Raw genomic sequence first — 21,699 nt, forward strand, 5'->3', positions numbered from 1 at the left:
ACCCCCGACACCGGCCTTTCGATAGCCGGCTCGTCACGGAGCGGTCCTCAGCATCAGAAGCGGAAGCCAGAAGTGCCATGTGCCGACGTCCGAGCATCAGTACCTTTCAGCCAACAGACGGAGAACGCAAATTAGATTTCCCCGCCTCGTCAGTTACTTTTAATCCGCCATTCCAGGCCTGGCCTCAGCGTACCACTAGGGCCCCAAGGAGTTGTCCAGCAGTGATGGTGGTGGCCTCCTTCCAGGCGGCGTCCTTGTCGGGAAGGTCTTCGCCGATTTCGTCGGGGAGATCCCGCTCCCCGTGCTGGATGTGAAAAAAATACCGAGGCATTTCGAGGCACGTGATCGGGGTACTGCGCTGGATTCGGGATAATTTTTGACTACTGCGCTCGTTCCAAGCGTATGGTGGGCGGGAACCGGCTTCCTGTCTCGAACCGTTGACAAGGAACCTCAGATGCCGATCGAGATGATGATCCACAAGTTTCGCAGCATTCCGAGTTGCCCAATGAAGATATCGGAGCCCTCCGGTCCATCGTAACGTCGGTGAAGAATTTGCCGGAAGATTCAACGATCATTCGCGACGGGCAGCTTAGCACCCAATGCTGCGTGATCCTGAGCGGCTTCGCCTATCGATCGAAAGTATCGAAGGGCGGCAAGCGACAAATCCTGTCGTTCCACATCGCGAGTGATATGCCCGACCTTCACGGCCTACCGCTGAAGCGGATGGACCACGACCTGGCCACGCTGTCGAAAGCGCAGCTCGGTCACGATGCGCTCGAACGGACCCTTAGTACGCGACCGGCTTTGGCACGAGCGCTCTGGCGGGAGTCGCTTGTTGACGCCGCGTTGTTCCGGCGATGGATCGTCAATCTGGGCACGCGATCGGCATCGGGTCGCATGGCCTATTTGATTGCCGAATTACGCCAGCGGGGAAGGACGACAAACGGCGCATCGATTGGAAAGCCGCGAACCATTGCTGCCGGATTCAAATCGGGGTTGTCGGCGAAGAACAGATAATCGCCAGGGCGACGATACAGCGCCCAGGATGTCAGCCGGCCATCCGGTTGAAGCCACGGCGCTGCAGTTCCTGACTGATTTCGATTTCACGGGCAGCGTCGACATTCGGGCCGGGCACCTGCGAAGAAATCGCCCAGATCAGGGAGAACTTTCGGCACTCAGTTTCAAAGCACGTATTCGAACACAGAGCAGGGCTCGCGCTCATTGGTGCAGAACGCCATCGGCCCGCTGGCCGGACGTATCGAGGCCGCGATGCACCGCTGTTTGCTGACCGAGAACGGCCGGCGCACCTTGTATATCGAGCACGATTTGGATGGGCTGCTGCGGGGCGATGTGAAATCACGGTTTGAAGCCTATCGACTTGCCCGTGAATGCGGCGTGTACTCACCGAACGATGTTCGCAGGCGAGAAAACGAACCGCCGACTCCGAACGGCGACAGCTATAACATGCCAGCGAATTGGGTAGCTCTAGGAACGGAGGCAAAGGTATGACCAAAGCCAAGGACCTTAAGCGCAGCGATACCTTTCCGATGATGGTGCCGATGAAGGTGCTGTCGGTGACGCCGCTCGCTGGCGGACTCGTCAAGATCACTGCCGAGACCGAGAATTCCCCAAGCCTGGAATTCGGCGATGGCGGCTGCGTGCTGGAAATTATTTGCAAGTCCTACCGCGAGTTCGCCGGCTTCCCATATCGGCCTGACGGAAAGGGTGGCGTTCGCGTTATCGATCCGGAGCCGGTGGGATGAAGCTGGAAGATTTCGAGCCATGGGAAGTGAAGACGCGCAAGCGGCGCCGTTGCAACTGCCGCAAGCCGACGTTGGCGAGCGTCGCCAAGCAAGCTGCAAACGCCGGCATCGAAGTGGCGCGGTACGAAGTCGATGGCGATGGCAAGATCATCATCGTCACCGGCTTCTAGAATTGCCCCCGGGGCGCACTGAATCAAAAAGGGGCCGTAACGCGCGGCCCCTTGCCGGATAAATGAAAATTTTTTCGGGATGAAATCTAGCCCCGGCGGCGAAGAAATAGAATCAAACCGCGCCAAAGTGGACTCCGTAGAATCACGGGTGCGGCGGCGACGACCCATCAAGAAAGACCCCAGCTAAGCCGGGGCTAGTTGTTCCTAAAGGGCAATAGGAACGCGTGGCGATGTCGGGCGTAGTCTGTTTGCTCCCGGTTGTCAGGTCCCCCAACCCCGCCGGGAGTCAGAATGGCGACCCCGGCCTGGCGCCCCTGCCGGGGTCGTTCTCATTTGTTGCGTTTGACTGTTGCCGCTCTGATTGGGGCGACCACTGCGCCTGAGTCCAGTCAAAAAAGTACGCCGCCGGGCTCGAAATACACGTCCCGGCGGCGCCCTGTTCTTCCAGCCCTGGGCCCTGAAATCCCCAGATGATCGTAGTCTAGCATTATCCGAGACAGATGAATGTGACAGCGTCCTCACAAAGCTAATGGAAGAGGAGCCGGCGCCAGGGCCCGTGCGCCAAGCTCCTCCCCGAAATGCGACCGCGTTGCGTCCCCAACGGTCCCGTCCCAAGGGAAGCCTGCGTCGGTTCGGTTGCTGATTTGCTAACGGCCGCCACGGCGCTCCAACGTAGAATCACGGGTCTGACACTCGCGCAAAAAACAACGCCCTAGTACCCCGGGGACAGCAAGCCGGAACGAAGGGGCTTCCGCTGCCCCCTAATTCAATGAAAGAGGCCGGCGGCCTTTACTTTACGACGACCCAAACTGCGAAGGCGCCGGCCGTCATTGCGCATGAGATCAGTACTGCGGTCGCGATCAGCTTGGCCCATTCCCAATAAGACACGGGTGCAATTTCCTCCTACATCGTGAAGAGGACGATGAGGATCAGCACGGTACGTGCAATTGAGGCGCAACCCGGCTATCGTCTTATCCCGTCCCATTTCATGCCGTGAACGCTGAAGGCGTTGCCGCGCCGCTCGTTGATCCAGGTCAACAAAGAATAGCGTCCATCGAAATTGCCGCCCCCAGGGGCGCCGCCGTCCCAGCATCAAGTGTGCGTGAGATGTAAGGCCGTTCACATTTGAAAATCGCGAGTCAGCCTAACCACCGGCACACCAGCGTGTCGGAGAATCGCGATGCCATCATTCAGCAGCGAAAGTTGGTCCGGAGTAGCGACCGCTTCGGTGGTCGGCATTCTCGTCGTAGCAGCGCTTGCATTTGCGGTCGTTGGTTATGTGGAGTGGTCGTCGGACGCCAATCTAGCCCATTTCATGAGCCGGACGACCGCGGTGGCCGCGGCCACCTCAGCTCCGATTCTGCCTCTCAAGGGGCGAACAGGTTGCCCGCAAGGCAACAAGGTGCTGCCTTCGACGCTTTGACCGATAGACTGACGCTTTAGCCGCCGCTTGCCAACGACTTGCGTCGCAGCCATTGCGCGGCATTTGCCACCGGGATTGCCACCGGATCCCCCAGCACGAGACGATATTAGTGGGTACGCAACTCAGGGGCGGATGCTCGAAACGTCAACAAAATACGCCGCTTCGGTACAGCCTAATATTGGGGGCAGGGCCCAATTAGAACTACAAAACCGTGTATACCGGTTCAATTCCGGTCGTGGCCTCCAGAAAATTCAATAACTTACCGTAAGTTTCCGTAGACCAAGAAATTTCCCTTCAGCGAAAAGTCAGCGTTTTTGCCGCATCGGAACGAGGCCGCGCTCGGAAAGCGCGGCCTGCTGACGGAATCCGGATAGGTCACTTGGCGGCCAGTGCGGGTGCGGGCTGCCGGTGGGTACCCCAGAACTCTTGAGCGATTCCGCGAAGCAGTCGGGCAGTTCCCGGCTGAGCTTGAGCCGGCCGGCATCATGGCGGGCAGCCCAGGCGATTTGGATGAGCTGTTCGAAGGCGGTCTCGCCCACGAAGTGCAGGCGCACCTTGTGCCCCTCGACGGTCTCGGGCTAGGCAACCGCGCGTCCGAACTGCAAGGCGGACGCCTCGCTGTACATGGCGTCGCTGTTCTTGTGCAGGTCCAGGTCGTTGTTCCGGAAAGCCCACTCATCGAGCTCGGCCGCGCGCTTGAGTTGGGCGTAGACGCGCTCGATGAGGCGGATCAGTTGGGCAGTTCATTCGCATTTGACTTCCTCATACCCGGCGGTGAGGGACCCACGCCTACACACGCCCGTCCGGCTGCGGGCGAATGCGGTGGTCTCCTTGCGGTGGGTGAAGGCTGCGAACCCGGCAGCACAGTGCCTCATGGCGGCGAGCTTGTCATGCACCGCTCTGGTGCATTCTACTGGGAACCGCATGAACGGCCCATTCGTTGGTTGTCAGCCTGACCACAGCAAAAGAGCGAATGCTATGACGACTGGCCTCTACGCTAACCGGTTCACAATTGAGCTGAGCGATATCGGGCGCATTGTGTTCGTCGATGAACGAGTGCCGCCGGCGGAGGGGTTACCATCAGCATCCGCGACGGTTGCCGAAATCGTGATGACGCTGCCAAATCTCAAAGTTCTTGGCGAGCAAATAGGTGCGCTTGTGGCTAAGCATGAAAAAAAGCGAACTGAGTAAATCTCGGGCGCCCCAGTTGGGTCCGCACTACCATTACCCATCATGATGTGTAGATCGTCCTGATTTCGTGGAGCGCCGAGAGCGGCACTTTCACGCGGATGGCGCGGGCTTGCTAAGATCCGTTCGCCTGTGCAAGGTCCCTTATTGCTGGTCTTAGTAGTTGAGGACGATCACTTCATCAAAGAATTGGTGAAAGAAGCCTTGTCTGAGGGCGGTTTCGAATCGAAGATCGTCTCGTCTGGCGAAGAAGCCGTCGCCCTTCTCCGGGATGGTCAGGCAGCTTTATCGAGCGCTCCTTACCGACGTGAATTTGCAGGGCGAGCTTACCGGTTGGGACGTCGCCAAGCACGCCAGAGAACTCGGCCCGGATATGCGGTGGTCTACATGACGGGCGCCGCTGCCGATCAATGGCCTTCGCATGGCGTTCCCAATAGCGCCCTACTGCAAAAGCCATTCGCGCCTGCACAGGTCGTGACGGCCATCTCACAGCTTCTAAATCAAGCTCCGCCTACATGAAATAGTCCGCCGCAGTTGGCGGCACCAGGCGAGGGCCATTGCCCCTTAGAAAATCCCAGCGCTTCGGGGAAAGGCGCTGGGACTTTTAGGAGAATGAACGAGCTTGGCAGGATCTGCGCATTCACCGATTGCCTAATTTCCCTGACCCGATTTAGCTCCCGCGTCGTTGGTCGGCTTTTTGTGCTTGATTTCGTGAACCTCGTCGGGCCCGCTTGGGCACGGCCGTGCCGCGAATTGGAAGGCAAGGTTCGAAAAGCCGAGCTGGCATGACTAGCCTGATGGGCGGCCGCCGCGTTGGCTATCGAAAGTCTGGTGTCGGGGGTGAAGCGGACGTTACCGACGCGTTCCGACTTCCGAGTTTGACCCTAAACGGACCTCGCGTTTAGGTGCGGAAATCAAGAGCTTGCGCCACGCGATGTTCCTAGAAACATGGCGTTCGCATAAGTTTGCGCTGTGCGTCTCCCTCCATAAGCCCATTAGTGCGGGGACATCAGGAGGGTTTTCTTCATAATTCGGGATATTCGGAAGCAAAGCCCATGGCAGCGCGAGGCTGGTCCAGATTTGGGCTATGGGAGCGACAACGGCAGGTGTATCGAGCGTGCCCGGCCGTACATTGATGACCTCGGGATGCGCCAGCAATTCGGTATGGGTTCGGGTCAAGCAACTCGGACACACGTGCTGCCGATGCATTGCCCCGCTTCCACCGGGTACGCCGCAGGCAATCGTTTCGCCCGAGCGTTTTTCGAAATCCTTCCGAAGCGTCAGCATTGAAAGCGAGAACGCGGCTCCGCTCGTGCAGTTGAATCGCAAGCACAGGGGCGAGACCGTCGCCGACAATCGGTTGCGGCACACGCCACCGGACTGGGTTAAAGACGAGCACCGGGTTGCGAGCTGGCGGAGCGCCTACGAGATTCGCTGCGCGTTGGATGCAGCCATCGCATAAACTTTCTCGACCAGTTCGTCACCGTGCTGTTCGCCATCTCGACGGCGGGGGTTCGAGCTTACGATGAGGCCGCCACATGCAAAAGCCCGGCGGAACGCGTCGGGCCGATTGCTAATATGCGTCGTCGTGACCGGCAATCGGCGACTAAATGGCTCCGGTTCCTCGAAGGTTCCAAGCGCCACTGTTCTCCGCCAACAAACTTATTCTGGCGCTGATCAATTTGATGCAGACGGCCCGATCTATACTGCGCTTTAGGATGGTTGGGTGCCTTCCGCGCTGGGGCGTGCCCGAGCGGTCCTGGTTTTTAGCCCCCAAGCCTCAGCTGGGACCGCTCACTTTAAGCACGGCGAAGCAAAAAAGTTCGTTTGATCGAACTTACGGTGCGGATCAGTTTTCGGTCATGGTCCGCTCGATCTTCATCATCCAGGAGCCTGATCACCGAAATAGCGATCAAGCGCATTCGGCTGGCGGATTTTGCGCTGTTGCGGGCGCACGTCCGCGTTTTCACCTTTGGCTTCCCAACGCTCCAACGGACTAAATTTGGTATGTTGTTGGTTGCGGAATACAAGTGAGCCGAGCCCGAAGAATACCATAACGCCGATCCAGAGCAGTACTATTGCGGCGGCAAAGGACGATATGCCAATAACGCCAATCCCATTGCCAATATTGGCAAGCATCAACATGAAAATCGCGATGTTGATGAGCAGACCGAGACTTCCCCAAATTGCGAAGAGAACTTTCATCACAGACCTTCTTTCAGTCGCCGCCGCGAACGAGCTAGGACGCGGACTCATTAAGGCGCAGCCATAGCCTGATTGACGCGAGTTGAACGAATGCGAGGTAGTTGGCGGCGAGCCTATCGTAGCGCGTCGCCACCCGACGACATTGTTTGATCCTGTTGAAGAACCGCTCGACCTGGTTGTGAGCACGATAGAGATAGGGGCTGAAGCAGATCGGATCGCTGCGATTGCTTTTCGGCGGGATGTTGGCCCATGCGCCCTTCTTCATGGCAAGCTCCCTGATCCAGTCCGCATCATAGCCACGGTCGGCAAGCAGCATTGACCCGGATTGCAGACGAGACAGCAGTTTTCCGGCGAGTCGAACGTCATGGGCCTCACCCGGGCTCAGCGCCAGCCGTACCGGCAGACCATTGCCATCGACCACCGCATGGATTTTGCTCGTCAAGCCGCCGCGGGACCTTCCCATCGATTGGCGCTGGTTCCTTGTGATGCAGGCTCCATGCTGATGCACGCGGACAATGGAGGTGTCGATCATCTGGACAGCGGCATCATGGGCAGTGGCAAGCGCTTCTATGATACGACCCCAAACACCGGCGCGCCGCCACCTAACGAAGCGGTTGTAGCAAGTTGTGTATGGGCCAAACGCCGTCGGCAGATCACGCCAGGGTGCTCCTGATCGGAGGACCCAGAAGATGCCATTCAGGACCCGTCTGTCGTTCACCCGAGGAACGCCACGCGGCTTGTTCGGCAGCATCGGCTTAATGGCGGTCCATTCATGGTCGGCGAGTTCGTAGCGCATGATTCGAGCCCCCAGTTCGGGAGTCTGAATCACGGCAGCCCGGCCAAACGCAACGCTCCTGGCCCGCTCTTGGTACGGCGCTTACGGACAGGAGCGGACATCAACCATCCTCAATCTCTGCCAAATGCGTCGAAAATGACCCTGAGCGGAAGTCGAGACCGCCACCATCTCGGGCCGCCGGACACCTGATGTTCGAGCAACGCAAGCTCCCGCCAATTTCATCAGCTGTCAGTGTGCCTTATTGTGCGAGTACGCCGCGTTGCGCCCATGGTCCCGGATTGAGAACCGCGCCGTTGACTTTGCCGGCTGCGTCTCTGACGAAGGCGATCCGCGTGTGATCGCCACTCTCGACCTGGAATTCATCTTTTGAGCGAACCGCCACCGATGTCGGCTGGCCCTTGTCGAAATCGAGGGTTGACCATTGGCCTGTTGCCTCGACGACGAGCTTGCCGTCTACGACACTGACCTGAAGCGCGACGCTCTGCGCAGGAACCGCCTCCCGGGCAAAGGCAACAACGAGCGGACCGCTCTGCGTCGCGCGGATGATCTCGAACTTGATCGCGGCGTTGACCGGACCTGAAATCCGACGAAAGGCCGCCTCCAAGGTCAGGCCCTTGATCGACTTGTCGTCGATCGCTGTGATGAGATCTCCCGCCATGACGCCTGCTTTCGCGGCAGGGACGGTGTCGGCCAATTTGATCACCCTGAGGCCATCGGTGCCCGCGATAACGGACTCAAGACCGGTCCAACCATTGCCGTCGGCGACCGAGGTCTGCCTGTCCAGCGCACTTGCAGACCCGCCGAAAACGTAGCGTCCGACATATTCGGCGAGCGCGCCGGCATTTCCTTGCCCGGAGGCAACCGTCGCCGGCGCTTCAGGCACATTCAGCGCCGCATAGGGTAGGCGACGGATGGCGTCGAAATAGAAGCCGTTCTCACTGTGCTCGCTCCGCTGCATCATCATGATCAGGATCAGCTTCTGTGCCGGATCGATCGAGAAGAACGTGCCCCAGCTTCCCTGCCAGTTGAAGCTTCCGACTGCGCCCGGAATGTAGCTGAAATCGGGGCTGGTGCGGACTGCGAAACCGAGTCCCCAGCCCGTACCGTGGGCCGGACCGACTTCATGTCCTGCGATGTGCATGCCGGACGGCAGCGAATTCGTCGTCATCAGCCTGACCGTTTCGGGCTTCAAGATACGCACGCCGTCAAGCTCGCCGCCGCTGAGCAGCATCTGGCAGAAGCGCAGAAAATCAGGAACCGTGGAGACGATGCCTCCGCCGCCCGAGAAGAACGTCTGCGGCTTGCCGACGTCGCTATTCGCGAAAGGGGGTTGGGGCTGCGGCCCCGGCACGGCGACGAGACGGGCAAGCTTGTCCTGCGGCACCGAGAAGCCGCTGTCGACCATATGGAGCGGCGCGAACAGGCGCTCTTGCAGAAACCGGTCGAAAGACTGGCCCGACACGACTTCGATGACACGCCCGAGAACATCGAAACCGATGGCATATTCCCAGACTTCGCCCGGCTGGTGCAACAGCGGGAGAGAGCCAAGGTTCGCGACCCAGTCGGCGATGGGCTTGTCGCGCCGGAACGGCGCCCTGGCGCCGTACAGTACGTGAATCGCGGCATTCTCAAATCCGGGATCGGCGTAGTCCGGCGAAGCATAAACGAGGCCGGACGTATTGCGCAGCAAGTCCCGGATCGTCATCGCACGCTTCGCCGGTTCAAAAATATTCAGCGCAACATCCGAGAGGATCGGATCCCCGGTGACCGGATCCTTTTTGACGACCTGCATATCCCTGAGCTCCGGCAGATACTGGGCCACGGGAGCATCAAGGTCGAGCTTGCCTTCATCGACCAGTATCATGGTGGCGACGCTGGTGATCTGCTTGGACATCGATCCGATGCGAAAGATCGAATCCGGCCGCATCGGCATTTTCTTGTCGTGGTCCTCGAAGCCGGTGGCTTGCAAATAGGCGAGCTTGCCGCCTCGAGCGATCCCCACGACAAAACCGAAAGGATCGCTTTTTTCGCTCTGCGCTTCGAACCAGGACGTCATGCGCGCCAGCCGCCGCGCCGAAAAGCCGAGACTGTCCGGGTCGCCGACGGTCTGCAAATCGTCGGCAAGCGCCGCCCCCGCCGGACAGAGTGTAAGCGCCGCCAGCGCGGCAAATAGAACGACAAACCGCTGATTTCGCATTGGGAGCCCCGTTTACGCAACTACTGCGAGGAAGGATCGCCATCAGTCTGTCGAATGTTTTCGATTGCTTCTCGCCGATTCCTGCAAACCGGCTGGCCGATTCCTCAACTCGACTGGCCGATCTTCAATCGATCGTTTACCGGGGCCGCATTTCCCGCCATGGCGAGGCGGCGAAATTCAGTTGGGGTTAAATTTGTCGCGGCCTTGAAGGCGCGGTTGAACGGCCCGATTGACTGAAAACCTGTGTCCATGGCAATTGTCAGCACCGGGACTTCTACTTGTTCGGGGTCGACCAGCGCCGCCTTAGCTTCCCCGATCCGGTAATGATTGAGAAACGCATTGAAATTGCGGTAGCCGAGGCCCTCATTGATGAGCTGCCGCAACCGGTAGTCCGGCACGCCCAACTCGGCTGATAGCAATCCAATCGTCAATCGCTCACGCCGGTAGATACGCTCGACGGTCATCAGCTGTTCCAACCGGCGCAAGAGAGCCGGTTCAATCGTGGCAGGCTTGCTCTGATCGTCAGACGCCTTGGCTGGCGCGCCGAAGCGGACATTTGTCGCGGGCAGCAGGATTGAACCTCCTCGCGTCCCCGCTTCTAGCAGATTCCATGCGCTCAAGCCGACCAACACGAACAGAGCGAGAACGTTGGCGACGCTAGTCATGGAAAAAGTGGGATTCGAGGGCTGCTGCAAGAAGCTCAAGTAAGAGTTGAGAACGATTTGGGCCGACGCCCCTATCAATACGACCAGCCGGAGCCCACGCCGGCCCTGCATCAGGTCCGCCGGCCAGGTGACAAGCGCCTGCGCTACCGCCAACAACGTTAGGCCGAGAGAGGTGAACGACAGCGTGCGTTCGATCGCAAGCTCGAGCGCGGCCGATCGTGTGATGCCGCTGGCGTCCAGCCATTGCGCGACGACGACGGTTGCCCACAAGACGCCATGCCAGAACCGCGGGACGAAATCATCGTCGAAGGCAGCACGCGCCCATAGCCAGAACACAACACAGTTCGCGCTAGACAACGCCAGTAGCAATAGGCCCCACCACGCAAACGGCCGCGGGAATGTCGGCGTCGAGCAGATCATCGAAGCCGCGGCGCCGATCGCGAGCGCGGCTCCCAGCAACGCGGCAGTGCTGTCACGGCGATCGCGCAGCGCCAGGGCTGCGATCAGCAGACACAGTGCGACGACGGCACCCCGTAACCCTAGATCGAACGACATCAAAGCGTTGGTGCCCACGATCGGAAATACTCCGAATGCCATTGTTGAGCCGCGTAGGCTCGCTCATACGCCCTGGGCGGAACTGATGTCGAGTCGTCAGATAATCTCGAAGCGGCTACGAACTGAAAGAGCCCCGATCCGGCTCAGAAGTTGATGTCCGAAAGCCAGCTCGCAATGGCCACTTCGGGTTTTGGCTCATCGCGACATATTGCGCTGCCGCCCGAAGTCGGTCGCTATAGGGGCAAAGCAGACATTGCTTTAGTCGCATCACGCCGCCGGGTTTATGGGTACACGGCCTAGCTTCCCATTGCGCACGCAACGCAAGACTTATTGTTAGGGAATGCGCGACAGCGCCTCTGTCCCATGTGAGCGAGCCAGTCTCGTCAACATAAAACGCCGCCCGACGCTGGCGCGGGCGGCCTTCCTTTAGGTGAAGCCAAACCGGTGAATTTGGCAGGATCGTTCCAGCTTCCGCTCAGGCACATACTCGGTGCTGTCTTGCCCGAGCAGCGCTCCTTTGACTTCCCAGTCGCTGCACTCAGGAGATTTGCGCCACTTGTCCGGATTACTCGGATCGGATCGTTCGGCCCATCGACGAACGTCGAGATGGTCGTCAATCAGAAGGTATTTGGTCTTGCGGTCGTTATATTCGCGCGGCCAGAGTTTTGCGGATACTCCGCCGAGAGAAGCTTCGATGGCTGCGGCGTCCATTGATTTTGCTTTCGCAATCAGCTCAGGCGGGCGTTGCCTCGCGAACGAGAGAAGCACGGGAGTTAGCATATTGAGAAAATGCCTGTTCGCCAGAAACCCGTAATCTGGACTCTGCCAGTATCGCCCGCGTAGGCCGTCGCGAGCGTTGTAGAGCAGATCGGAGACAGTAGGGTCCAACCGTATTGTGAAGATGATTTGACGGCCGTCCTTTTCCTGCTTTGGCGCAGTATCGTAGGGTTCAATCCTTCCGCCGACAATCTCATGCGGGCTACTCAACATTCGCGCCGCAATCTCTTCAAACGAAAGGCCTGCTTCGAGATAGCGCTGCCTTTCGAGGGCGAGCTGGGATGTGTCCCATTGTATGCTGTCAGGTGGCTTCAGCATGTTTTCAGGCGAGTGCTTGCCGCAGGCGCATGGCTTGGCGCGCGAACGGCACGAACAGCTGCAGGAAGACGTAAACTTGCTCGCGCTCCGGTTTTGCTGCCGTGGGGTGACCCGCTTCATTCCTCGAAACTCGAAGCACTGACTGAACCATTGTGAAATTGGTGTCCAAGTCTTCCGTGACTTCCTTTGGCAATGTGTTTGCAAGCGGGGTAAGGGCCGCTTGAAATTTGCCAATCTTCTGCCGAATGAAGAGCGGCTTAGGCACCGCTGCGAACTTGGTAGCATGTTTGCCGTTTGATGCGACATCCACTAGCCGAAGAAATTCCGCTTCCGCTGCGACGCCGAGCATCACGCAACTTGAAAGCAGGCATCCCGCGTAGAAAGTCGCTACGGCCTCTTCCAGATATTCTTGGGCCTCACGCGAGAGGTCCGGTGCCTCACGCATTACCAGTTGCACGAAAGACTTTGTGTCGTGGAAGCGGAAGGGCGACTGGTGTTTAAGGGCCTTTTGGCCGTAATGACTTAGCCGGAAGAATGGCCATGCAGGGTTGGAATGGTTCAGACCAAGTGTGATAAATCCCTGCCGAAACAAATCCCAAAAGATATCGCGCACTAGCTCGGCTTGCTGAGGACACCATGCCTGCCTGTAAGCTTGGGGCCCATTGTGCCCCGCCCGTCGCGCGATAACGGTTGCAACGGCTTGGGTCAGGTTGTCCCATTGGGTTGGTTCGTCCACCTGCTCCTTACCAATCAGAATGTCGACAACGATCTCGCGCAGCTCCTCGTAACCGTACTGTTGATTCAACGTGGACATGAACGGTTTCCAATCTCGCGATTAGGGCTTTGCACGTATTCCTTCGAGAGTCGTGCTGATCTTCTTGGCTTCATCCAGCATTTCGTCGCGATCTTGTTGTGTTTGGAAGTATGCAGTTAAGTTGACGCTGTGCGATTGGTCGTAGGTCTTGCCACCGAATTCGTACTTGGCCAGCACGGAGAACTTTGCGGGAGCAAAATCGTTTAGGTCTGGCCCCTGCACAAGAAACATAAACAGCTCTTCACCGGCGCGAATGACGGTATCGTTTCTTGAAAAATTGGAAAGTTGCGAATGTTCGCTTCTGGATTCGATTTGCCATATTGATGAAAGTCTCGATCAAGCGAAAGCTTCAGGTTGCTCGCGGGCGACTGGCCTCGATTGCTCACCAACAGACAGAACATGGTGCCATGTTTGATTTTGATGGCGGTGGCAATCACCGGAGCCAGAAAGGCCTCGTGTTGCGCCTTCATCTGCTCAACCATCTCACCGTTTCGCTGTGCCATCAGATAATTGAAATAGGCATAGATCGCAGTGATGACGACCAGTGCTAGGGTCAGGACTTCAATCGTTCCTTGGGGCATGCCATGCATTCCGTGAATTTCGTAATGGAATTACGTTTGGTTGATTCGGATCGATCCTCTCAACCTAGCCGGTTTCAGAAACCTTGGGTTGGTCGGCCCGGTGAATACCGGGGATGGGACGAAAAACCCGGCAGCCAACCAAGGCCACCGGGTGAATGCAAGTTCGGATAATCCGGAAAACTACGGGAATTTACGCCGCCATCCGCATCTCAGCATCGGCCCCGACGATCCGCCGGAGCTCAACCGCCCATGCGTCGAGCACTTCGCGCTTCTTAGCCACCCTGCTGCGCGTCGCCAGATTGTACACCCGGTTCGTGACGGCTGGCAGCGGCTTGCCGTGCTCGTCCTTATTCGCCTGATGGTCGAGGCACAGCGAGATGCTGGATTCCGACAGGCCGAGATTGCCGCACATCGTCGCCGCCGTGCGCCGCAGGTCGTGTGGCGTGAACGGTTTCAGGCCGAGCAATTCGCACAGGCCCGCCGTCTTGGCCTTGCCGTTGCCGCGCTTGGTGCCCTTCAGCGCATTCGACATCGCCTGCCGCGCCAGCGGTGCGTTGCCGAACCGGCCGGTGAAGGCGTATTCGTAGTTGCCCATCGCGTCGGTGATGATTTCCCGCGCGAGGTCGGGCAGCGGTGCGTTGATGGCGCGCCGCTTCTTGACGCGGTTGGCCGGGATATCGACGGTGCCCTCGCTGGCGTTGATCTCGTCGCGGTGGATCGGCAGCAACTCGCCGGAGCGCAGCATCGTCACCAGCGCAAACTTGAGCGCCAGCCGCGTGGTGCGACCCCAAGGCAGGTCGCTGCGGTCGAGGCCGTGCCAGAGGATTCGCACCTCGTCGGCCGATAGCACTCGCGTGCGCGGATGCTCCTCGTCGAGCTTCGGCAGGTTGACGCACGGTGAGGTGCTGACGTAGTCGCGACCGGCTTCTGCCGCCCAGTTGAACAGGCCGGAGGCCGCCCGGCGCATGTGGCGGGCGTTGCTGACCGACGCCTTGCCGCCGTGCCTGCCTGCCACGATGTCGCCGGAGAGCGTCGCAATGTCGTGCTTGGTGATGTCGCTGGCGATCTTCTTGCCAAGGCGCGGGACGATGAAGTTGCGGAGGTGGCGGGCGACGCTCTCCCAGCTCTCGACCCGGGGCCGCATCTCGCCGTCCCGCTTGAGCACCTTGGTCTTCATCCAGTCGATTCGCTCCTCGACGATCTCTGCAACGGTCCTGCCGCGTGCGGCCTGCACAGCCTTGGTCTGCAGCAGCTGCTCGACCAGTGCGGCCGGGGGCATCGCTTTCAGCGCGTAGACCCGGCTGCGGGCGTGATCGACGGTGAAGGTCTCCGGGTTGTAGACGCCCAGCACAGTCGAGCGCTGCTTGCCGGTGGTGGCGTCGGTGAACTTGAAATTGAAGGTCGCGGTGCCTGCCGGGATGATGGAGGCGTAGAGGCCCGGACACTTACGGTCGTAGACCTTGCTGCGCTTGGTGACGCGGCGCTCGCAGGCGCGGTCGGTGAGGATGACGCTGCTGCGCTTGGTGGGCTTGCTGGTCGTGGTGGTGGTCGTTGTCATGTGCTTGGACTCCAGTGTTGGCCTAGGGCCGGGCCCTAGATTTGACGAAGCCCGCCGAAACATCTCGCAACAAGCCTACTCGCAACGGCCTGTTTTCAAAGCGTTTTGTTAGTTTCGGCGTGTTTCACCGAATGCCAAATTATAGTCGTGTGGTCCTGACGCCCCAGTGGCCGGTGTCCTCTTGTGAGACGCAATTGCGTCTTGTGAAGGGCGGTGACAAAAAGCCAAATCTCGCCGGGGAGAGCACGAAGTAAGCCGTAAACCATCGCGCAGGGAAAGCCGGCGTTTCCGGTTACACCTGTGGTCCTACCTCCCGTGCTTTCCGTTTGCACGGGGCCCATGGGAGCGATCGGCACCCGGCTTTCCCTGCGCCCTCTGCGAGAGGAGGGAGCAAGTTAACGCAAGACTCGGACGCTTCTGCGCCGCGAGAATGCGCATGTATGACTCACAAGCCGCGCAACACATTCGCTGTCGTCCTGGCGAAAGCCAGGACCCATTACCCCAAATCTCAATTGTCGCGCGTCGCTGGGACCGCGATCCCGTTCATCGCCAAATGCGGTGGTTATGGGTCTTGGCTTTCGCCAGGACGACAGTTGTGGACGTGGCGGCAGCAGCGCCCTCAGAACGCCGTGTACCCGCCGTCGATCACAAAGCAATCCGCCGTATGATAGGACGATGCTTTGCTCATGATGTAGACGGCGATGCCGCCGAAATCGCTCGGCTCGCCGAAGCGGCGCAGCGGGATGCGCGGCATCACGTTGGCGACGAACTTGTCGTTGGCCATGATGCCGGCGGTCATGTCGCTCTTGATCCAGCCGGGCAGGATCGCGTTCGCGGTGACGCCGTGGCGGGCGAGTTCGACGCCGAGCGCACGGCACAGCGCGTTCAGCGCAGCCTTGGTGCCGGCATAGTGCTCGTTGCGCGCGGTGCCGAACAGCGAGGCGAGGCTCGAGGTCGCCACCAGCCGGCCGAATCTGTCGCCGGCCTCGGCGCGCTCGGTCATGTGGCGCGCCGCGGCCTGGAACACATGAAACACGCCGTCGAGATTGGTCGCGAACATTTTTCGCCATTCTTCCTCGGTGCGGTCGATGAAGGAGCGGCGTCCGCCGCCGCCGATGCCGGCATTGGCGAAGCAGCCGTCGACGCGGCCGAACGTGTCGAGCGTCGCCTTCATCGCGGTCTTGACCGAGCCGGGATCGGTGACGTCGCAGAATTGCGTTGCGACCTTGCCGGGCCCGGCCTTCATCGAAGCCGCCGCGTTGGCATTCTTCTCGGCGTTGCGGCCCCAGATCGCGACGTTGCAGCCGGCGGCGTTCAGCGCCTGCGCGATGCCGAGGCCGATGCCGCCATTGCCGCCGGTGATGACAGCGACGCGGCCGGTGAGATCGAAGATGCCACTCATTGGGGTTTCCATTTGGTTTGGTGCGCGCTAATCACGCGTTCACGGATGGGCTTGCTGCCGACCATGGACAAGCCCGGCACAAAAATCAAATATGGGTCGAAACATCGACCTACCGCGGTACCAACCGCCGAAGCAACGTAAAGAGGAAACCATGCAGTTCAAACACGTCACGCTCGACTTCGACGGATCGGTCGCGATCCTCAAGCTCGACCATCAGGAAGTCATGAACGCGGTCTCGCTCGACATGCTGGGCGGGCTTGCCGAGGCGATGGATGCGATCGACGACAAGCGCGACGAGGTGCGCTGCCTGGTGATCACGGGGGCCGGCCGCGCCTTCTGCACCGGCGCCAATCTGCAGGGCCGCAACACGCAAGCGAAGCCGGGCAAGAGCAATGCCGGCGCGGCGCTGGAGACTGCATTCCATCCGTTCCTGCGCCGATTGCGTAAGCTGCACTGTCCGATCGTCACCGCGGTGAACGGTCCGGCCGCCGGCGCCGGGATGAGTTTTGCATTGATGGGCGACCTCGTCCTGTGCGCGCGCTCGTCGTATTTCCTGCAGGCGTTCCGCCGCATCGGCCTGGTGCCGGATTGCGGCTCGACCTGGCTGCTGCCGCGGCTGATCGGCAAGGCGCGCTCGGTCGAATTGTCGCTGCTCGGCGAGCGGCTGCCGGCCGAGAAGGCGCTGGAATGGGGCCTCGTCAACCGCGTCTATGACGACGTTGCGCTGATGGAGGAGACCATGAAGCTCGCGCATGAGCTCGCCAACGGCCCGACGGTCGCGCTGTCGCTGATCCGCAAGCTTTACTGGGACAGCCCGGAGAATTCGTTCGAGGAGCAGCTCAATCTGGAATTCGAGTCGCAGCGCATCGCGGGCAGCGCCGAGGATTTCAAGGAAGGCGTCACCGCATTCCTCGAGAAGCGTCCGGCGAAGTTCAAAGGCAAATGATCGAGACCGAGCTCACCCGCTGCGTCGCCTCCTTTCATCCCGGCGCGACCGGCGTCAGTGGCGCCGCAAAACTCTCCGGCGGCGCCAGCCAGGAGACCTGGACGTTCGACATCGTCCACCCGAGCGGCACGATCGGCGCGATTCTGCGCCGCGCGCCGCCGGGCTACGGTGCGGCGCCGGGCCGCGCCGCCGGCCTCGATGCCGAGGCTACGCTGATGCAGCTCGCGCATGACGCGGGCCTGCCGTCGCCCAAGGTGATGCATGTGCTGACGCCGGAGGACGGCCTCGGCCGCGGCTTCATCATGGCGCGCGTCGAAGGCGAGACCATCGCGCGGAAAATTTTGCGCGACGAGGAATTTGCCAATGCGCGGCCGATCCTGGCGCGCCAGCTCGGCCGCGTCATCGCCGGCATCCACGGCCTGCCGCAGGCAAAACTGCCGCAGCTGCGCAGCCTGACCGCGACCAGGGAGATCGAGGATCTCGGCCGTGAATATCACAGCTTCAATTGGCCGCGGCCGGTGTTCGAGCTGGCGCTGCGCTGGCTGCGCGATCACGATCCCGGTCCGTCGTCTGATGTGACGCTGGTGCATGGCGATTTCCGCCACGGCAATCTGATCATCGGTCCCGACGGGGTGCGCGCGGTGCTCGACTGGGAGCTCGCGCATACTGGCGATCCCATGGAGGATCTCGGTTGGATCTGCGTCAACTCATGGCGCTTCGGCGAGATCGACAAGCCGGTCGGCGGTTTTGGCACACGCGAAGACCTGTTCGCAGGCTATGAAGAAGCCGGCCGCAAGGCCGACCCCGATCGCGTGATGTTCTGGGAAGTGATGGGCACGCTGCGCTGGGGCGTGATGTGCTGCGGCATGATGCAGCGCTTCCGCTCCGGCCCCGATCATTCGATGGAGCGCGCGATGATTGGCCGGCGCGCGTCCGAGACCGAGATCGATCTGCTTAGGCTGCTGGCACCGAGAGGTCGTTGAGATGCAGGACGAACCGACCCCCACCGAACTGATCAAGGCCGTCGCCGATTTCCTGCGCACCGAGATCGCGCCCGCGATCAAGGGGCACAACAGCTTCAAGCTCCGCGTCGGCATCAACGCGCTCGACCTGGTGACGCGGCAGCTCGCGCTTGCCGAGGCGGGCGATACGACCGAGGCCGCGCGGCTGAAGCAGCTCCTCGGCGCGCACGGGACGCTGATTGAGCTGAACCGGGCGCTGTCGGCGAAGATCGCAAGCGGCGAGCTCGATCTGAAGACGCCGGGCCTGCCGGAGCATCTCTGGCAGACCACGATGGACAAGCTCGCCGTCGATCAGCCGAACTACGCGTCGTACAAGAGGGAGTTGGGGAATAAGTAACTTTCGGTACGTTCCCCGGATGCTGCGCAGCGCGAAGCGGTGCGCTGCTGATCCGGGGTCCATCAGCCGCAGGTCCCGGCTCTGCGGCGCAGCGTTGCACGCTGCACCGCGTCCGGGACACGAGAGTCTTTTACCGCCCCAGCCATTTCGGCGGCCGCTTCTCCGAAAACGCCTTCGGTCCCTCGATGTAATCCTGCGAGGCGGCCATCGCCTTCACCGCCGGATACTCGCGCTGCTCGGCGATCGCTTGTTCCAGCGATACTTCGAGACCGCGCTGGATTGCCTGCTTGGAGGCGCGGATCGACATCGGCGAGTTTTTGGCGATGGTCTCGGCCCAGCGCTCGGCGGCAGAAAGCGCCTCGCCCTGCGGCACCACCTCGTTGATGAAGCCGAGCTCGAGGCCTTCCTTGGCGCTGACATGGCGCGCGGTCAGGATCATGCCCATGGCGCGCTTCAGTCCGATCTGGCGCGGCAGCCGGTGCACGCCGCCGGCGAGCGCGGCAAGGCCGACACGCGGCTCGGGCAGGGCGAAGGTCGCATTCTCCGAGGCGATGATCAGGTCGCAGGCCAGCGCGATCTCGAACCCGCCGCCCATCGCGACGCCGTTGACGGCGGCGATGATCGGCTTGTCGCAGTCAAAGCGGCTGGTCAGGCCGGCGAAGCCGCCCTTGTCCCAGCCGCGCTTGCCGCCGGCGGCCTGCCATTTCAAATCGTTGCCGGCGCAGAACGCCTTGTCGCCGGCGCCGGTGACGATCGCGACCCACTGCTCGGGATCGGCGGCGAAGTCGTCGAACACCTTGTTGAGCTCGAAATGCGCGTCGATATGCAGCGCGTTGTAAACCTCGGGCCGCGACAGCGTCACGATTGTGATGGGACCCTTGCGCGTCACCTTGGAGAATTTCAGATCCATGTTGGCTCCCGTCGATTTTCTGTGGCGAAGAATATGGCCGATATCCTAGCGCCTGCGCGCCGTCCCGTGCCATCCAATTACGCAACGCGACCGCGCGCGCAGGCGTCACCGGCCTGCTTGACTTGGCCCGTCGCTTCTCAGCTTAATCGAACCGAACGCGTGTTTGCGCTAGCGCCTAGACGCAAAACGAAAATCAACGAATTTTCCGGGAGAGACGACCTTGGATTTCAATCTGCCGGCTGACCTGACAGCCTATCTCGCCGAGCTCGACCGTTTCATCGAACGCGAGATCAAGCCGCTGGAAGCGGCTGACGACAACATCCGCTTCTTCGATCATCGCCGCGAATGGGCGCGCACCGATTTCGACAAGGGCGGCCTGCCGCGCCATGAATGGGAGCTGTTGCTGCGCAAGGTCAAGAACCTGGCCGACGCCGCGGGCCATCTGCGTTTCGCGATCCCCAAGCGCTATGGCGGCAAGGACGGCTCCAATCTCTGGATGGCCGTGATCCGCGAACATTTTGCCTCAAAAGGTCTCGGCCTGCACAACGACCTACAGAACGAGCACTCGATCGTCGGCAATCTGCCGATCGTGACCATGCTCGACCGCTATGGAACCGATGAGCAGAAGGCGATGATCGACGGCTCGATCACCGGCAAGTACCGCATCACGTTCGGCCTGACCGAGCCCGAGCACGGCTCCGATGCCACGCATATGGAAACCAGGGCGGTGCAGGCGACGCGTGACAACGTCAAGGGCTGGATCATCAACGGCGAGAAGATGTGGACCACCGGCATGCATGTCGCGACGCATTGCGCGCTGTTTGCCCGTACCTCGGGCAATGACGGCGATGCGCGCGGCATCACCTGCTTCCTGGTGCCAGCGAAATCGGCCGGCGTGAAGGTCGAGGAGTATATGTGGACCTTCAACATGCCGACCGATCATCCCCGCGTCAGCTTCACCGACGTGTTCGTGCCTGAGGATGCGCAGTTCGGCGAGGTCGGCCGGGGCCTGTCGCTGGCGCAATGCTTCGTGCACGAGAATCGCATCCGCCAGGCGGCCAGTTCGCTCGGCGCCGCCGTGTATTGCATCAACGAAAGCGTGAAATATGCCCGCGAGCGAAAACCGTTCGGCAAGGCGCTGGCCGAGAACCAGGCGATCCAGTGGCCGCTGGTGGAACTGGCGACCCAGGCCGAGATGCTGCGGCTGCTGATCCGCAAGACCGCCTGGGAGATGGATCAGCTGACTCAGGCGCAGGTCGAGCACACGCTGTCGGACCGGGTCTCGATGTGCAATTTCTGGGCAAACCGGCTGTGCTGCGAGGCCGCCGACCGCGCGATGCAGGTGCATGGCGGCATGGGTTATTCGCGCCACAAGCCGTTCGAGCACATCTATCGCCACCACCGCCGTTATCGCATCACCGAAGGCAGCGAGGAGATCCAGAAGCGCAAGGTGGCGGGCTTCCTGTTCGGCTACATGGGAGCCGGCAAGCACTAAGGCATGAACGAGAGAGCGGGTCGACATGGAAGGTGGATGCACCTGCAGAAACGTCCGCTACCGCCTGACCGGCAGGCCGCTGATCGTGCACGCCTGCCACTGCACCTGGTGCCAGCGCGAGACCTGTACCGTGCATGCGCTCAACGCGATGTACGAGGCCGAGCGGGTCGAGCACATCGCGGCCGAGCCGGAGATCGTGGACACGCCGTCGGCGAGCGGAAAGGGGCAGAAGATCGCGCGCTGCCCGCGCTGCAAGGTCGCGGTCTGGAGCAATTATCCGGGCTCGGGACCCGTGGTACGCTTCGTCCGCGTCGGCACGCTTGATGATCCCAATCAGTGCCCGCCCGACGCCCACATCTTCACATCGTCCAAGCAGCCCTGGGTGACGTTCCCGCCAGGCGCAAAGGTGTTCGCCGAGTATTACGATCGGAAAGCGGTCTGGCCGGAGGAGGCGCAAGTGCGCTGGCGCGTCTTGCGGGAGAAGATGAAGAAGGCGTGATGTCAGCCACTCTCTCCATCGTCGTCCCGGCCTAGTGCGCGATTGCGCACGGGGGCCGGGACCCATAGCCACGAGGCC

At 60.7% G+C, this 21,699-nt stretch carries 24 protein-coding genes and 1 pseudogene; 11 read left to right on the top strand and 14 right to left on the bottom strand.

Annotation, left to right across the window (positions count from 1 at the left end; translation table 11 throughout):
* Positions 1-184: 184 nt before the first annotated feature.
* Positions 185-331, bottom strand: a complete 147-nt coding sequence (locus K359_RS66340; protein WP_156928882.1) for a hypothetical protein — start codon at positions 329-331, stop codon at positions 185-187.
* A 212-nt stretch (positions 332-543) separates the two neighbouring features.
* Between K359_RS66340 and K359_RS54375 the strand changes: the two genes are divergently transcribed.
* The 5 genes and pseudogenes from K359_RS54375 (at position 544) to K359_RS62000 (ending at position 3,356) form a co-directional block, all read left to right on the top strand.
* Positions 544-1,017, top strand: coding sequence for a Crp/Fnr family transcriptional regulator (locus tag K359_RS54375; protein WP_156928883.1), 474 nt, complete (start codon positions 544-546; stop codon positions 1,015-1,017).
* Positions 1,018-1,194: 177 nt separating this feature from the next.
* Positions 1,195-1,509, top strand: a pseudogene (locus K359_RS59470) (phage portal protein); the annotation flags it as partial.
* A complete protein-coding gene (locus K359_RS0138245) occupies positions 1,506-1,763 on the top strand; it encodes a hypothetical protein (protein ID WP_029083954.1) in 258 nt (85 codons plus the stop codon). The pseudogene K359_RS59470 and the gene K359_RS0138245, both read left to right, overlap by 4 nt.
* Positions 1,760-1,933: a hypothetical protein gene (locus K359_RS61995; RefSeq protein WP_156928884.1), complete on the top strand. Its 174-nt coding sequence runs from the start codon at positions 1,760-1,762 to the stop codon at positions 1,931-1,933. The genes K359_RS0138245 and K359_RS61995 overlap by 4 nt, the downstream gene beginning before the upstream one ends.
* Before the next feature lie 1,180 nt (positions 1,934-3,113).
* Positions 3,114-3,356, top strand: coding sequence for a hypothetical protein (locus tag K359_RS62000; protein WP_156928885.1), 243 nt, complete (start codon positions 3,114-3,116; stop codon positions 3,354-3,356).
* A gap of 305 nt (positions 3,357-3,661) precedes the next feature.
* Here the strand turns inward: K359_RS62000 and K359_RS62005 are convergent, their stop codons facing one another.
* Positions 3,662-3,910 (bottom strand): hypothetical protein, encoded by a 249-nt coding sequence (locus K359_RS62005; protein WP_156928886.1) that lies wholly within the window; start codon positions 3,908-3,910, stop codon positions 3,662-3,664.
* Positions 3,911-4,334: 424 nt separating this feature from the next.
* Here K359_RS62005 and K359_RS0138265 point away from each other — a divergent pair, with 424 nt between their 5' ends.
* Entirely contained in the window at positions 4,335-4,547 is a 213-nt protein-coding gene (locus K359_RS0138265; protein WP_029083956.1) for a hypothetical protein, read from the top strand.
* Between the two features lie 849 nt (positions 4,548-5,396).
* Here the strand turns inward: K359_RS0138265 and K359_RS66345 are convergent.
* From K359_RS66345 to K359_RS0138315, 11 genes are all read right to left on the bottom strand, one after another.
* Positions 5,397-5,915, bottom strand: coding sequence for a GFA family protein (locus tag K359_RS66345; protein ID WP_371261239.1), 519 nt, complete (start codon positions 5,913-5,915; stop codon positions 5,397-5,399).
* A gap of 510 nt (positions 5,916-6,425) precedes the next feature.
* Positions 6,426-6,749 carry a hypothetical protein gene (locus K359_RS0138275; RefSeq protein WP_029083957.1) on the bottom strand — a complete coding sequence of 108 codons (324 nt, stop codon included), beginning with the start codon at positions 6,747-6,749 and terminating at the stop codon, positions 6,426-6,428.
* Between the two features lie 34 nt (positions 6,750-6,783).
* A complete protein-coding gene (locus K359_RS58375; protein ID WP_035977849.1) occupies positions 6,784-7,545 on the bottom strand; it encodes an IS5 family transposase in 762 nt (253 codons plus the stop codon).
* Positions 7,546-7,783: 238 nt separating this feature from the next.
* Positions 7,784-9,742: a serine hydrolase domain-containing protein gene (locus tag K359_RS0138285; RefSeq protein WP_035977851.1), complete on the bottom strand. Its 1,959-nt coding sequence runs from the start codon at positions 9,740-9,742 to the stop codon at positions 7,784-7,786.
* Positions 9,743-9,846: 104 nt separating this feature from the next.
* A complete protein-coding gene (locus K359_RS0138290; RefSeq protein WP_198031239.1) occupies positions 9,847-10,980 on the bottom strand; it encodes a helix-turn-helix domain-containing protein in 1,134 nt (377 codons plus the stop codon).
* Positions 10,981-11,388: 408 nt separating this feature from the next.
* Positions 11,389-12,057 (bottom strand): hypothetical protein, encoded by a 669-nt coding sequence (locus K359_RS0138295; protein WP_029083961.1) that lies wholly within the window; start codon positions 12,055-12,057, stop codon positions 11,389-11,391.
* 4 nt (positions 12,058-12,061) lie between these two features.
* Positions 12,062-12,871 carry a hypothetical protein gene (locus K359_RS0138300; protein ID WP_029083962.1) on the bottom strand — a complete coding sequence of 270 codons (810 nt, stop codon included), beginning with the start codon at positions 12,869-12,871 and terminating at the stop codon, positions 12,062-12,064.
* A gap of 21 nt (positions 12,872-12,892) precedes the next feature.
* Positions 12,893-13,102: a hypothetical protein gene (locus tag K359_RS62010; protein WP_156928887.1), complete on the bottom strand. Its 210-nt coding sequence runs from the start codon at positions 13,100-13,102 to the stop codon at positions 12,893-12,895.
* On the bottom strand, positions 13,075-13,452 hold the full coding sequence (locus K359_RS54380) for a hypothetical protein (RefSeq protein ID WP_156928888.1): 378 nt from the start codon (positions 13,450-13,452) through the stop codon (positions 13,075-13,077). The genes K359_RS62010 and K359_RS54380 overlap by 28 nt, the downstream gene beginning before the upstream one ends.
* Positions 13,453-13,642: 190 nt before the next feature.
* Complete coding sequence (locus K359_RS0138310) at positions 13,643-15,010, bottom strand: integrase family protein (protein WP_029083963.1); 1,368 nt, start codon at positions 15,008-15,010, stop codon at positions 13,643-13,645.
* 619 nt (positions 15,011-15,629) lie between these two features.
* Positions 15,630-16,412: an SDR family NAD(P)-dependent oxidoreductase gene (locus K359_RS0138315; RefSeq protein WP_029083964.1), complete on the bottom strand. Its 783-nt coding sequence runs from the start codon at positions 16,410-16,412 to the stop codon at positions 15,630-15,632.
* Positions 16,413-16,563: 151 nt separating this feature from the next.
* Between K359_RS0138315 and K359_RS0138320 the strand changes: the two genes are divergently transcribed.
* Genes K359_RS0138320 through K359_RS0138330 form a run of 3 tightly spaced genes read left to right on the top strand, consistent with a single transcriptional unit; the run spans position 16,564 to position 18,717 of the window.
* The gene (locus K359_RS0138320; RefSeq protein WP_029083965.1) at positions 16,564-17,358 is read left to right on the top strand and encodes an enoyl-CoA hydratase/isomerase; all 795 of its coding nucleotides are present in this window, start codon (positions 16,564-16,566) and stop codon (positions 17,356-17,358) included.
* Positions 17,355-18,341: a phosphotransferase family protein gene (locus tag K359_RS0138325; protein ID WP_029083966.1), complete on the top strand. Its 987-nt coding sequence runs from the start codon at positions 17,355-17,357 to the stop codon at positions 18,339-18,341. Before K359_RS0138320 ends, K359_RS0138325 begins: the two co-directional genes overlap by 4 nt.
* A 1-nt stretch (position 18,342) precedes the next feature.
* Positions 18,343-18,717, top strand: a complete 375-nt coding sequence (locus K359_RS0138330) for a DUF6285 domain-containing protein (protein ID WP_029083967.1) — start codon at positions 18,343-18,345, stop codon at positions 18,715-18,717.
* 130 nt (positions 18,718-18,847) lie between these two features.
* Here the strand turns inward: K359_RS0138330 and K359_RS0138335 are convergent, their stop codons facing one another.
* Positions 18,848-19,627: an enoyl-CoA hydratase-related protein gene (locus K359_RS0138335; protein ID WP_029083968.1), complete on the bottom strand. Its 780-nt coding sequence runs from the start codon at positions 19,625-19,627 to the stop codon at positions 18,848-18,850.
* A 220-nt stretch (positions 19,628-19,847) separates the two neighbouring features.
* Between K359_RS0138335 and K359_RS0138340 the strand changes: the two genes are divergently transcribed.
* Together K359_RS0138340 and K359_RS0138345 are read left to right on the top strand one after the other, a co-directional pair.
* Positions 19,848-21,122, top strand: coding sequence for an acyl-CoA dehydrogenase family protein (locus K359_RS0138340; RefSeq protein WP_029083969.1), 1,275 nt, complete (start codon positions 19,848-19,850; stop codon positions 21,120-21,122).
* Between the two features lie 25 nt (positions 21,123-21,147).
* On the top strand, positions 21,148-21,621 hold the full coding sequence (locus K359_RS0138345; protein ID WP_029083970.1) for a GFA family protein: 474 nt from the start codon (positions 21,148-21,150) through the stop codon (positions 21,619-21,621).
* Positions 21,622-21,699: the final 78 nt, after the last annotated feature.

It is taken from the genome of Bradyrhizobium sp. th-b2, assembly GCF_000426785.1.
GTDB classification, from domain to species: domain Bacteria; phylum Pseudomonadota; class Alphaproteobacteria; order Rhizobiales; family Xanthobacteraceae; genus Bradyrhizobium; species Bradyrhizobium septentrionale.

Excerpts from the sequence above, each read along its gene's own strand:
- K359_RS62010 (WP_156928887.1), bottom strand. The coding sequence starts at position 13,102 with ATGTTTCTTGTGCAGGGGCCAGACCTAAACGATTTTGCTCCCGCAAAG.
- K359_RS0138245 (WP_029083954.1), top strand. The coding sequence starts at position 1,506 with ATGACCAAAGCCAAGGACCTTAAGCGCAGCGATACCTTTCCGATGATG.
- K359_RS0138325 (WP_029083966.1), top strand. The coding sequence starts at position 17,355 with ATGATCGAGACCGAGCTCACCCGCTGCGTCGCCTCCTTTCATCCCGGC.
- K359_RS61995 (WP_156928884.1), top strand. The coding sequence starts at position 1,760 with ATGAAGCTGGAAGATTTCGAGCCATGGGAAGTGAAGACGCGCAAGCGG.
- K359_RS0138320 (WP_029083965.1), top strand. The coding sequence starts at position 16,564 with ATGCAGTTCAAACACGTCACGCTCGACTTCGACGGATCGGTCGCGATC.
- K359_RS58375 (WP_035977849.1), bottom strand. The coding sequence starts at position 7,545 with ATGCGCTACGAACTCGCCGACCATGAATGGACCGCCATTAAGCCGATG.
- K359_RS0138275 (WP_029083957.1), bottom strand. The coding sequence starts at position 6,749 with ATGAAAGTTCTCTTCGCAATTTGGGGAAGTCTCGGTCTGCTCATCAAC.
- K359_RS54380 (WP_156928888.1), bottom strand. The coding sequence starts at position 13,452 with ATGCCCCAAGGAACGATTGAAGTCCTGACCCTAGCACTGGTCGTCATC.
- K359_RS0138315 (WP_029083964.1), bottom strand. The coding sequence starts at position 16,412 with ATGAGTGGCATCTTCGATCTCACCGGCCGCGTCGCTGTCATCACCGGC.
- K359_RS62000 (WP_156928885.1), top strand. The coding sequence starts at position 3,114 with ATGCCATCATTCAGCAGCGAAAGTTGGTCCGGAGTAGCGACCGCTTCG.
- K359_RS0138345 (WP_029083970.1), top strand. The coding sequence starts at position 21,148 with ATGGAAGGTGGATGCACCTGCAGAAACGTCCGCTACCGCCTGACCGGC.
- K359_RS0138310 (WP_029083963.1), bottom strand. The coding sequence starts at position 15,010 with ATGACAACGACCACCACCACGACCAGCAAGCCCACCAAGCGCAGCAGC.
- K359_RS0138285 (WP_035977851.1), bottom strand. The coding sequence starts at position 9,742 with ATGCGAAATCAGCGGTTTGTCGTTCTATTTGCCGCGCTGGCGGCGCTT.
- K359_RS0138300 (WP_029083962.1), bottom strand. The coding sequence starts at position 12,871 with ATGTCCACGTTGAATCAACAGTACGGTTACGAGGAGCTGCGCGAGATC.
- K359_RS0138295 (WP_029083961.1), bottom strand. The coding sequence starts at position 12,057 with ATGCTGAAGCCACCTGACAGCATACAATGGGACACATCCCAGCTCGCC.
- K359_RS66340 (WP_156928882.1), bottom strand. The coding sequence starts at position 331 with ATGCCTCGGTATTTTTTTCACATCCAGCACGGGGAGCGGGATCTCCCC.
- K359_RS0138330 (WP_029083967.1), top strand. The coding sequence starts at position 18,343 with ATGCAGGACGAACCGACCCCCACCGAACTGATCAAGGCCGTCGCCGAT.
- K359_RS0138335 (WP_029083968.1), bottom strand. The coding sequence starts at position 19,627 with ATGGATCTGAAATTCTCCAAGGTGACGCGCAAGGGTCCCATCACAATC.
- K359_RS0138265 (WP_029083956.1), top strand. The coding sequence starts at position 4,335 with ATGACGACTGGCCTCTACGCTAACCGGTTCACAATTGAGCTGAGCGAT.